General features: G+C 61.0%; 7 protein-coding genes. 2 read left to right on the top strand and 5 right to left on the bottom strand.

The genetic code is table 11. The features are described from left to right. Nucleotides 1-2 precede the first annotated feature (2 nt). The 5 genes from KUV74_RS15125 to KUV74_RS15105 form a co-directional block, all read right to left on the bottom strand. Complete coding sequence (locus KUV74_RS15125) at nucleotides 3-2,528, bottom strand: retention module-containing protein (protein WP_222516762.1); 2,526 nt, start codon at nucleotides 2,526-2,528, stop codon at nucleotides 3-5. A 349-nt stretch (nucleotides 2,529-2,877) separates the two neighbouring features. Then, on the bottom strand, nucleotides 2,878-3,477 hold the full coding sequence (locus KUV74_RS15120; RefSeq protein ID WP_222516761.1) for a helix-turn-helix transcriptional regulator: 600 nt from the start codon (nucleotides 3,475-3,477) through the stop codon (nucleotides 2,878-2,880). Beyond that, the gene (locus KUV74_RS15115; RefSeq protein WP_045993760.1) at nucleotides 3,477-4,895 is read right to left on the bottom strand and encodes an HlyD family type I secretion periplasmic adaptor subunit; all 1,419 of its coding nucleotides are present in this window, start codon (nucleotides 4,893-4,895) and stop codon (nucleotides 3,477-3,479) included. Before KUV74_RS15115 ends, KUV74_RS15120 begins: the two co-directional genes overlap by 1 nt. Continuing rightward, complete coding sequence (locus tag KUV74_RS15110) at nucleotides 4,895-7,000, bottom strand: type I secretion system permease/ATPase (RefSeq protein ID WP_222516887.1); 2,106 nt, start codon at nucleotides 6,998-7,000, stop codon at nucleotides 4,895-4,897. Before KUV74_RS15110 ends, KUV74_RS15115 begins: the two co-directional genes overlap by 1 nt. A gap of 271 nt (nucleotides 7,001-7,271) precedes the next feature. Beyond that, nucleotides 7,272-9,215 carry a TolC family outer membrane protein gene (locus tag KUV74_RS15105; RefSeq protein WP_249742783.1) on the bottom strand — a complete coding sequence of 648 codons (1,944 nt, stop codon included), beginning with the start codon at nucleotides 9,213-9,215 and terminating at the stop codon, nucleotides 7,272-7,274. A gap of 398 nt (nucleotides 9,216-9,613) precedes the next feature. Here KUV74_RS15105 and KUV74_RS15100 point away from each other — a divergent pair, with 398 nt between their 5' ends. Beyond that, nucleotides 9,614-9,895 (top strand): hypothetical protein, encoded by a 282-nt coding sequence (locus KUV74_RS15100; protein WP_045994775.1) that lies wholly within the window; start codon nucleotides 9,614-9,616, stop codon nucleotides 9,893-9,895. Between the two features lie 132 nt (nucleotides 9,896-10,027). After that, nucleotides 10,028-11,515 (top strand): tRNA uracil 4-sulfurtransferase ThiI, encoded by a 1,488-nt coding sequence (gene thiI / locus KUV74_RS15095; protein ID WP_222516760.1) that lies wholly within the window; start codon nucleotides 10,028-10,030, stop codon nucleotides 11,513-11,515. Nucleotides 11,516-11,615: the final 100 nt, after the last annotated feature.

Here is an 11,615-nt window from a genome sequence, read left to right as displayed (position 1 = left end):
TGTCAGGGTGATGCGCAGCGCCTCTCCGTGGCCGCCACCAGGCTCAGGCCATCATCCGACACGGCGAAATTCAGCACCTCACCGCGGGAGCTCAACGCCGGCAGACCCACCTGCGACCAGGCAAAGGCGCCGCTGACTGCCGGCCCGTCATCGCCGAAGTCGTAGCCGAGCGCACCGGTGATGACCGTGGCCTCGCCCGCGACATCGCCATCACCGCCGGGGATACCGCCATCCAGGCCGTCCTCATCGAGCACTACCTCGGCAGGCGCCGCATCCGGATCACCGCCATCCGTTGGGGTGGTGGGCCCCGATGCATCCAGGATCTCGCCACTGATATCCAGTTCGACGACGTCACCGTCACCATCGGTCACGCGAAGCACGACATCGACGTTCTGCGGCGTACTGTTGTCGAGCCCGCTGGCTGCTGTAAAGGACCAGCTACCGTCACCTCTCAGGGTCAGGTCGCCCTGCGCCAGGGTCAACGTGGTCTGCTCGTCACTGCCAGGCAGACTGGAAAAGCTCAGGGGCGCCCCATTGATCAGTACGTCGATGACGGAGAATCCATCCGCGCCGGGGCTCAGAGACCAGTTGCCTTCGACGGTGGCGCCCTCGGCCACCTGGATAACGCCTGAGCTGGCGTTGGCGTCGATCAGGGTGTTCCCCGTGGTCACCGACGCCACCGGGGTATCATCATCGATGCGAACGTCGAGCTGGCCGGATGCCTCGCTACCGTCAATATCGGCGACGGTGTAGCCGACCGACATGGCCAGATCGTCCTCGGGGGAATTTTCCGGATGGTCGAGCGGACGCAGCAGGCTCACCTCGAAGGCACCGCTGGCGAGGTCTGTCAGGGTGATGCGCAGCGCGTCTTCGCCCGCTGCCGTGGCCGCCACCAGGCTCAGGCCATCATCCGACACGGCGAAATTCAGCACCTCACCGCGGGAGCTCAACGCCGGCAGACCCACCTGCGACCAGGCAAAGGCGCCGCTGACTGCCGGCCCGTCATCGCCGAAGTCGTAGCCGAGCGCACCGGTGATGACCGTGGCCTCGCCCGCGACATCGCCATCACCGCCGGGGATACCGCCATCCAGGCCGTCCTCATCGAGCACCACCTCGTCCGGTGCCGCATCCGGATCACCGCCATCCGTTGGGGTGGTCGGGACGGTTGCGTCGAAGATCTCGATACGCTGGTGAGCATCGGCTTGATCACCGTCTCCGTCGGTCTGTACCAGACTGAACTCCACCGACGGTGATGCTCCCTGATCGAGTCCGACGGCAGCGGTGAATGACCAACTTCCATCAGCCTCCACGATCAACCGTCCTTCCTCGAGCACGATCTCCTGTCCCAGCGCAAAGGACTCATCGATGCCAGCGACCGACACAACGAGACTGGCCACACCATCAGCACCATCAACGGCGCTCCAGCTCCCCTCGATGGTACTGGCTTCCCCCACCTCGGCGGGACCGCCCAGCTCGATGCCGGGAACATCATCGAGAATCAGCACATCCAGGCTGGCAGTGCGGCCGTCACCATCGACATCCGTCACCGTCACTTCGATCTGCTCCAGGAAGCCGCCATCGGTGGCCCCCTGCGTCTCGTCATTGTCGACGGTATTGGTCAGCTCAAAGTGGTAAAGCACGGTCCCGCCAGTGGCGTCACCCTGAAAACCATCAAGCCAGAGGATGCCATGGGGCGTATCGAGGGACCTGGGAGTCCCCTCCAGGGCCTGAAGGTCCGCCAGCGTCAAGGAGAGCGTCCCTCCCAACGTCAGCGCGCCGAGACCATCGGGAGTGTCGAAGTTGAAACTGCTGGACTGCGCCAAGGCGTCCGCCGATGGACGACTACCCTGGGCTAGCGCAGACTCTCGTACCACGAGCTCGGCACCTTCCAGCCCCCCCGGAAGATCACCAGCGTCTGGGTCTATACCGGAGCCGTCTGGACCACCTTCCAAGCCGCCTAGGCTGACATCGTTGTCTTCTTCCTCTTCGCCCCCCTCCTCGCCAGGGTTGTCGCCATCGACGATATCTCCCAGGAATAGTCGGGGTTCCTGTCCATCGGACGAGTCCAGGCCGTACTCGAAGGCGAGTGGAGAAACCTGCTCGAGAATACGCAAAAGACGGACGAAAGAATGCCCATTGTCGTTGCCGGGGCCAGCACCCGGACCCGCGTCAGGCTCGTCGAAGACATCGAAGAGGTCCCGGCCCGATTCCAGCACCTCGAACACTTCTTCCAACTGCTCGTCCTGCAGCAGCGAAGCCTGAATCAACTCGGACGGGACAGTCTGCGCAAGAAGCAACTCATCTGAGGGAAACGATTGGGCGTCGCCCTGGCCCAGCGGCATTTCCATTGTCTCGCCTGATTCAAGCACCAGCGGTAGCTGTCCGGAACTTGACGAAACAACCACTCGCCCGTCATCTCCGGCGACAAGTCGCTGGCCTGGCTGCAGCACATCGCCGGGCCTGGCCACCCGCTGTTCGCCTGCCTGGTCGACAATCCACACACTTCCTGCGGTAGCAATGATATTCATGGGTTTAGCCCCGTGCTTTCTGCTTATTGGGTTTCCACAGAAAATAGGGGCGGCCCCGTGCGGGCGATACTGTCTAGTAGGTCAAGTGGGAGAGTTCTCCATCGGAACAACCCACAAATGCACAGTTAAGAAGTGTTTATTGCAAAATATAAAGATAATCTCTTACTTCAACCAACGACTTTCCCAGACCGAAAAGTAACGGCACTATTCCAGGGCTCTATTTCCGGAGTAAGGTGCAGAGAACGAGACGCCTGCACTGGACGACATCAGATCAACCGTTCTACCACAGAAAAAGGGGGCTAAAAGCCCCCTTCAAACTGTCGCGCGGTAATGACCACTTCTTTCGCCGTCAACGATCCCTGGAGAGGCGCAGGATCAACTGCATCCGATCCTTGACCCCCAACTTGCGGAAGACTGCCCCGAGATGGGCCTTGACGGTTCGCTCGGTAATACCGAGCTCTCGCGCCACCAGCTTGTTGCTTTGGCCCTCCGCCACAGCCAGCGCAACATCCTTCTCGCGCTCGGTCAAACCTTCCAGCATGTCGTGGTGCACGGCAGGCGCCCCACCCATGGCCTTGAAGACACCGCCCACCAGGCTGTCCATCAACTCGGGCCAAAGCCAGATGCCCCGGTGCCTCACCACGACATCGACCTGACGCAGCACTTCGGGGGTAGAAAGCGCGTGGACATAGCCCCTGGCGCCAGCGGTGAAGGCTTCATACGCTTCAGCGGAATGCGGATTGAAGGACAGCACCGACACCAGCACTCCCTTGCTGGCCAAACGCGTGCACAGTCCCGTCCAGTCGCCACCTTCAACCACTACCCAGGCGAGATCGCCCTTGACGGCATGGTCGATGACACTGTGAGGAGCGACCACTTCCAGTTCACTGAAGGCATCATTCCAGCGCGGTACCTCGCTACTTCCTTGATAGACCAGGTATCGAGTCATCACCGCTCTCCCATCGCGTTACCCCAGGCGCGCAGTACCGGCTTCAACAGGAACTGCATCACCGTTCGCTTGCCGGTCAGGATATCCACCTGAGCGGTCATGCCCGGAATGACATCCACCGCTTCGGCTTCCGCGCTGTCTTCGGTTCGTACTCGAACCCGATAGTAGGTGTTTCCCTCTTCATCGGTGGTAGTGTCCGCGCTGATGTGCTCCAGCTGGGCATCCAGCCCGCCATAGATGGAAAAGTCATAGGCCGTCAGCTTGATGGTCGCAGGCAGGCCCGGGCGTAGAAACGCGATGTCCTGCGGCGCGATCTTGGCCTCGACCACCAGGGCGTCGTCGGTCGGGACGATATCGACCACCTCCTGACCGGGCTGAGCCACCCCGCCGATCGTATTGATCGCCAGACGCTGAACGACACCATCGACCGGCGAGCGGATCTCGGAGAGACGCACCCTGTCCTGGAGCCCCTCGCTGGACTCGTCCAGGGCCGACAGTTCACCCAGGGTCGCCGACAGCTCCTGACGCCACTCATTGCGTGCCTTCGCATCGACCTCGCGAAGCTCACCCAGCGCCTCCTGAATCGCCGACTCCAGCCGTGACACCTGAGCCGTCGCTTGATTGCGCTCACCACTCGCCCTGGAGACCTCACGCTGCAAGCGCAGCACTTCAACCTCTGAGACCGCCCCGCTGGACAGCAGAGGGCGCGTCATGTTGAGTTCCTGACTGGCAAGATTCAGCTCGCGACTGGCTGCGTTGCGACGCGCAGTCGCCTCGTTGAGCTCCGCCCGGCGCTGTGCCAGTCGCTCCTGCAGTATCTGCTTCTGCTCATCCAGCGTTTCCAGACTACTGTGGTATAGCTCGCGCTCACGGGAGACGATATTGGGCGCCTGCTCGATCAATGCCTCCGACGGAGAGAAGTCCGACCCGGTAGCCAGCGCCCTCAGTCGCTCGGCCTTGGCTTGCAGGGTTTCCGCCTTCGCCCGGTTCTCGTTGAAGTTCGAGAGAAAACGCGTCGGGTCGATGCGCATCAGCAGATCGCCGGTGGAAACAAAATCACCTTCGCTGACGCGAATCTCCTGAACCACGCCTCCATCGAAGCTTTGCACCCGCTGAAGCTGGCTGGAGGGTATGACCCTGCCGCTGCCGCGTGTCACCTCATCGATCGGCGCAAAGCAGGCCCAGACGATCACGCAGATGATCGCCACGACAACCATGTACAGCATCAGCCTGGCGCGCAGAGGATCCTGCTGCATTCGCGCCCAGTCAGCGTCGCTCGCCCAATCTCTGTTGAGATGGGATGCGCTGACGCGACGCGCAAACAACCGGTCGATAAAGGGGCGAAAGACTTTGCCACCTTTGCGTGATACGCGACCGACGCCTTCGAATCCCTTCTGTTCGGCACTCTTGCTGGACATCAGCTGGCCCTCCCGATCTGGCCTTTGCGCAGCGCATCCATGACGCTGTCACGCTCACCATCTGCGACCACCTTGCCAGAGTCGATGACCACGATACGATCCACCAGCGACAGCAGGGACGTGCGGTGCGTCACCACCACCATCGTCTTGCCCCCAGCGTAATCCTTGAGGTTGCGCTTGAAGGCCTCCTCGCTGGCGTGGTCCATGGCGCTGGTCGGCTCATCCAGCAACAAGATCGCCGGGTCGTGCACGATGGCTCGCGCGATCGCTACCGCCTGCTTCTGACCACCCGAAAGCATCTGTCCGCCTTCGCCTACCTGCAGCTCGACGCCCTGAGGGTGTGTGCTGGCGAGTCCATCGAGCCCACTGATACGGATGGCCTTGAGCAGCAGATCGTCATCCACACCTTCGCTGCCGGCACCGGCGATGATGTTGTCCTTCAATGAGCCGTAGAACAGGCGAACGTCCTGAGGCACATAGCCGATATGTCGCCTCAACTGCAGAGGGTCGAACTGACGAATGTCCACATCGTCGATCAGCACCGCTCCCGACGTCGGCTGGTACAGACCGAGCAGCAACTTCTGCAACGTGGTCTTGCCACAGCCGACTCGTCCCAGCAGCGCCACCTTCTGGCCTGGTGCTATCGACAGAGAGACGTCGCGAAGGCTGTCATTCTCGGCCTGGGGGTAGCGGAAGGTAACCTTGTCGAACTTCACCAGTCCCTTGACGGCGGGACGATCGATGTAGCTCTTTTCCTCACGTTCCACCGGCATTTCCATCACTCTATCCAACGACTCCAGGGCCGTGGCAGATTGATGATACTGAGCAAGCAGTGCGGCGGCCTGGCTGACCGGTGCCAGCGCACGAGACGACAGCATATAGGCAGCGATCAGCCCGCCCTGGGAGAGATTGCCGTCGATGATCAGATAGACGCCGATAAGGATGACGCAGATACCGACGGTATTCTGGGTCCACTGGGCGATACTGGTGACCGAGGTTCCGAGAAACTTCAGCTGAGCGCCGGTACGCGAAAGGAAGGCGCTGGCCTGCTCCCATTGCCCCTGAACTCGGCTCTCGCCCCGCAGCGTCTTGACCGTCTCGAGCTGGGAGACCGATTCCACCAGAGTAGCGTTACGTTGCGCCCCTACCTTCAAGGTCGTTTCCGACAAGTCGTGCAGCTTTCCCTGGGCACCGAGGGCGTAGAGCAAGATAAACAGCACGCCAACCACGATAGGAATGACCAGTGCAGGTCCTATCAGGCCAATGATGGCGATGAACATCAGAACGAACGGCAGGTCCACCATGGCGATCACGGTGGCGGAGCCGATAAAGCTCCGAACCGACTCGAAGGATTGCAGCATCGAGACAAAGGAACCGGTCGAGGCAGGCTTGGCCTCCATCCGCATCCCCATGACGCGAGACATGATACGCGACGAGAGCTTGACGTCAGCTCGACTGGCCGCAAGATCGACAAAGCTCGAACGCATCAACCTGAGCGTCAAGTCGAATGCCAGTACGATCAGGGCACCGATGGACAACACCCACAGCGTCTCGGTGGCGTGATTGGGCACCACGCGGTCATAGACATTGAGAACGAACAGCGGCATCGCCAGCGCGAAGATGTTGATGGCGACGGAGCCCAGTATCACGTCACGGTAAAGGCGTCTGTTTTCCTTGATCACGCTCCAGAACCAATGCCCAGAACGTTTCTCGTTGACATCCTTCGACCGGGCGTCGAAACGGAACCGCGGCCGCGTATAGATCGCCGTCCCGCTGTAACGTTCGTGAAGCTCGTCCAGCGAGATTTCTACAGACGCCTGCCCCAATTCGGGGTAAATCACCTGCGCGGTACGCGCCTTGACGTCGATATCGAGCAATGCGCAGGCGCGCCCTGGCTCCAGCAACAGCACGACAGGAAATAGCGCAGGGTTCAACTGAACGAGGCGACTCTTGACGAGTCGCGCCGTCAGCCCGGCACGTTCCGACGCCCGGGGAAATATCCCTGGCGTCAGTGCGCCATCTTCCAACGGCAGGCCCGCTCTCAGGGAATCCGCACTGACATCATGCTCGTGGTAGTGAGCAATCGACAGCAGCACTTCCAGCAACTCATCCTTGACTGGGCCTCTGTCTTCGTCCTGCTCCTGCGCTTCAGGTGTTGTAAATTCTGCTTCATCCGCAACTCGTGAATCGTCCACGTAAACCTCTCTGTCGGCCGATGGCTGTACCAGAACGCCCTTTCCGTGCGACCCGGCCTATCATCCCTGCTGTCGTCACGGCTTCCTTTGCGGCAATGCAAGGACCAGAACGTGGCAGTTGCATCCATATTCCGGGAAATGGCGTCCCCGAGAAGCGAGGACGCGATCATCCACTGAGCTTCTAGCCCTCCAGGCCGCGACCGTGTTCCCCTCGCGCCCAGGCAAGGGACACACTGTCATCACCGGCGGAACCAGGCAATGCCCCCATGTCCAGATTCTCGCCACTGCGTTCAAGTGTGATCTCCACTCGACGGTTCTGGCGACGACCTTCGACGGTGTCGTTGGACTGAACAGGCCGATGCGAGCCATAGCCCCGGGTTTCAATCAGCGAAGCACTGACGCCCTGGCTGACCAGGTACTGGCCCACCGCTGCCGCTCGATTACGCGACAGTGGATCATTGATGGCATCGGTACCCGAGATGTCCGCATGGCCAGCGATGAATACCCGGACCAGGTCGTTACGGCCACGGATACGGTCGGCCAACGCACTCAGTTCCTGCTTGGCGCTCGCACTCAGCACGTAGCTGTTGATCTCGAACAGAGCGTCCGCAGGCATGACGACGTCCGGAGCCCGTGTGGAGCCGGTGAGCTCCTCGATGCTGTAGGACCGCGGACCTACCGCCGGACAGACGATATCCGGCGTGATCGACACACCGTTGCTGTCCAGCTCGGCGAGGCTCGGCAGTCCATCCTTGCGCACCTCCAGCACCTCCAGCAGGCTACCGGTGGCACGCAGGGTGCGCGCATCTGCCAGAGCGACGTCATACTGCGCGTTCACATAGGCACGACTCGCCTCGAAATACTCGTTCTCGATGTCCAGCAGGTCGAGCAGCGAACGCTGACCGATATCGAACTGCTGCTTGTAGGCTCCGCGTACGCGATCGGTCGTCTGACGGTGCTCGTTCAGGTATTCCAACTGGTCGCGCAGACGACGGGTGTCGTTGTAGGCGATGGTGGTGGTCTGACGAATGTCGACGCATGCCTTGTCACGCAGATTGACCGCCTGCTCGACGCGATCACTGGCGGCGCGGAACGACGCCAGGTCGCTGCCGCCGCGATACAGATTGAGGCTACCCACCAGTTCGATGCTGTGACGGTCTTCATGATCATTGTCGGAAATGAAGTCGCCGTCGGTGTCACTGCCCTTGTAGGTACCACTGCGGCCCACCAGGTCAAGCCTGGGATGGAAGGGCGACTTGGTGCCTTCACGCTCGGCGCGGGCGGCCTCGATGTTCTCGATGGCGGCATGGAAGTCCGGGTTACCCTCGTAGGCTAGCTGCAACGCCTGGGCGACGTCAGCGGGTAGCTGCTCGGCGAAGGTCGGCGCCGGCGCCAACGCTTCCGGCGGCAATTCCCCCACCAGACGCTGGAATCGCGCAGACACATCGTGCAGGTTGGAGGCTTCGGTGATCAGGTTCGATTCGGCCAGTGCCAGACGACCGCTGATCTGCTCGAGGTCGACACGACGACCGGCACCTGACAGAGCGCGGGCCTCGATCTGCTGGTAGACCTCCAGGTGCTTCTGATAGTTGTCCTGGGCCAGGCCCACCAGGCGACGGTAACGCTGAACATCAAGATAGGCATTAGTTGCGTCCAACGCCGCGTCCTGACTCGCCCCCAGCAGCTCGTAGTAGCGTACCAGTTCTGCCCGGCTCAGACGCTCGACCTCACTGGCGGTGGCGAAGCCGTCATAGATCATCTGGTTCAGCGTCACCTCGACATAGTCGGTGTCGTAGCTGCCCTGTTGATCGTTCTGACGATCCTCGAGGCCGACGCCTGCATTGACGTCAATCTGAGGCAGATAGCCCCCAAAGGCCACCCGCTCATCGTGGCCCGCCGCCTGGAAGCCATTCCAGGCCGCTAGCACCTCAGGATTGGTATTGATGGTCTGCTCCACGACGTCACGCAGGGTCGCCGCACCGGGCGATGTCGTGCCAGGCGGCAATGTCTGCGCGTCCTGGGCCATGACTCCTGACCCCATCAGCATTGACGTAGAGGCCAATGCGATGGCACTGACCAGCGGCCGCACCATGGAAGAGCGAGGTTCTCGGCGGATCGTTTTCATTCGTGTTCCCTTAATTATCAATGGCCGCAGCCAGTACAGTTGAATCTAGTACCAACGAACTAGCCCAACAACCCCGGATTCTGCAGGACCAGCCGTGCTGCTTCGGCGCTACCATTCTCATCATCCCCGGGATGGGCGAGCAGTTTCCCTGTAGCGCCGATTGTCGAGCGCTTCCCCAACGCTGCTAACATCCCATCCAGCCACAACTACTGTTACAACTACAATCCTCTCACATTCGAACACATTCGGTAACATCTCGTCATTCAATGTCATCATGGTCAGGCAAGGCACCACTTGACAGAATCCACAACATCACCCTACAGCAAACCTGTCCCGTAGCAGTCCACAAACATGCTATCGTAATCCCTTGGATCAAGCGCCTAGCCAAGGAGTCACCGATGGCCTCATCCGAAATTCAAAAAACCCGTGTCATCAATGAATTGACCGGCTTTATCAAAAAGTTGCTGCAGGACCCCAAGGTCCTGGAGACCTCTCTAGAGATCGCCCGCCGGCACCTGGAAAGTGGCAGCGATAGTGGCGTCATGGCCGACATTGCCAACGAAATCTCGGACACCACCAGCATTCATATCCCTGACAGCGCCGAGGAGCACTCCGAAGCCGACCGGCTCTTCCTGGAGCTTCTCAAAGAGGTCGTACAGGAAGAAAAAGCGCTGTACTGACGCATTTTTTCCTCTTTTTTTCCTGCCCCCCGCCGATCGCCCCCCTGCCGTCGGCGGAATCTCGAAGATCTCCAGCAAACTTGATCTGGATCAAGGTTACTATTCTTACATCGTAGTTTCGGCGTTCACACCATGGAATATCGTCTTTCCCTTTCTGCCGACATCGCCACCAAGTCCGCCTCGGTGAGACGCCACATGGGTCGCTGCCTGGCCACCAATCTGCGCAATGCACTCAGGCGCCAGGAGCCCAAGACCAAGGTCGTTGCCCAATGGGACCATCTGGTCGTAAGACTTCCGCGGGAGCTTTCTCGCGGCGATCGTCTGGCACTGGAAGCGAGCATGACCCGGATACCGGGCGTTCAGCGCGCGGCCAGGACACGTAACAGGCCGCTTGGGGACTGGCGGAACACCATCGAACAACTGGCGTGCGAACGGGCATCGGACATCGAAGGCAAGCGCTTCAAGGTCAAGGTCAAGCGCAAGGGACATCACGACTTCGGTTCGGTGGAGGTAGAGCGTGCGCTGGGCGCAGCGCTGCTCGCCCACGCTGCTGATGCCAGGGTCGACCTGAGCACCCCCGAGTTAGTGATGCCACTGCGGATCGATGGCGACACCTTGATCGAGGAAGTCGACCTTGGGCCGGGCCTCGGTGGCTTTCCACTAGGCACCCAGGGAGAGGCACTGGTACTGATGTCCGGGGGTTATGACTCCCCGGTGGCGGCCTATCGGATGCTCAGGCGCGGCATCAAGTGTCAGTTTGTCCTCTTTCGTTTTGGCGGACAGGAACAGGAAAGCGCGGTCAAGGCGCTGACCCGAGACCTGTGGCAACGATACAGCGCCTCCCATAAGGCCAACTTCATCACCGTTCCCTTCGAGGAAGTGGTCGAGACACTGCGTCGCGAGGTACCTGATGGCCTGGTGTCGCTGGTGCTCAAGCGCTTGATGATCGAGGCCGCCGCAAGAGTCGCGCAACGCGCGCGCATCCCCGCCCTGGTGACAGGAGAGGCGATCGCCCAGGTATCGAGCCAGACACTGACCAATCTCGGCCTGATCGACCGCGCCAGCCACCTGCCGGTGTTGCGACCGCTGCTGACCGATGACAAGCAGACCATCATCGATGAAGCCCACCGGATCGCTACCGCTGAGGCGTCGAGCCGAATGCCCGAGTACTGCGGCGGGATGTCCAGCCGCCCCAGGGTCAAGGCGTCGCTGAAGGAACTTCAGGTGGCAGAGGCCGGACTACCGGCCGACCTGCTGGATCGCGCCCTGGCCAGCGCCACTCGCCAGCCTGTCGATGCGCCAGTATCCAAAGGCGTCAGCGCACCCTCCCAGGAGCCTCTGGCAGAAGTCTCCTTTGGAGGGCTCCACGAGTTCGCCCGAACGGCGACCCGGGTCATCGATGTGCGGCCCCCGGACGACGTCGAGCGCCGTCCGCTTGGGCCACTCGCCTGCCCCGTCGATCAAATTCCCTTCTATGAACTGGCGACCCGCAGCGATGCGCTTGATCCCGACACCCGCTATCTCCTCTATTGTGACCAGGGTGTCATGAGCCGCCTCCAGGCGCTGCACCTCAAGGACCGAGGCCTTGAGCATGTCGGCCTGCTGGTGGCGTCCTCCTGACAATGCACCGTCTGCGCAACGGCTTATTCATGGCTGCGCCCAAGCACGATAGCGGATGCACACGACCTCGATCCTAGCTACAATCGTCGCCTGATTTTCA

The organism is Halomonas sp. DP1Y21-3, assembly GCF_019801245.1.
In the GTDB taxonomy this organism is placed as follows: domain Bacteria; phylum Pseudomonadota; class Gammaproteobacteria; order Pseudomonadales; family Halomonadaceae; genus Halomonas; species Halomonas litopenaei.
Note: the sequence above shows the minus strand (reverse complement) of the source record. Positions and strands in the feature narration are given on the sequence as shown.

What these genes read in the sequence shown, in the direction of transcription:
- KUV74_RS15125 (WP_222516762.1), bottom strand. Translation starts at nt 2,528, where the DNA reads ATGAATATCATTGCTACCGCAGGAAGTGTGTGGATTGTCGACCAGGCA.
- KUV74_RS15120 (WP_222516761.1), bottom strand. Translation starts at nt 3,477, where the DNA reads ATGACTCGATACCTGGTCTATCAAGGAAGTAGCGAGGTACCGCGCTGG.
- KUV74_RS15115 (WP_045993760.1), bottom strand. Translation starts at nt 4,895, where the DNA reads ATGTCCAGCAAGAGTGCCGAACAGAAGGGATTCGAAGGCGTCGGTCGC.
- KUV74_RS15105 (WP_249742783.1), bottom strand. Translation starts at nt 9,215, where the DNA reads ATGAAAACGATCCGCCGAGAACCTCGCTCTTCCATGGTGCGGCCGCTG.
- KUV74_RS15100 (WP_045994775.1), top strand. Translation starts at nt 9,614, where the DNA reads ATGGCCTCATCCGAAATTCAAAAAACCCGTGTCATCAATGAATTGACC.
- thiI (WP_222516760.1), top strand. Translation starts at nt 10,028, where the DNA reads ATGGAATATCGTCTTTCCCTTTCTGCCGACATCGCCACCAAGTCCGCC.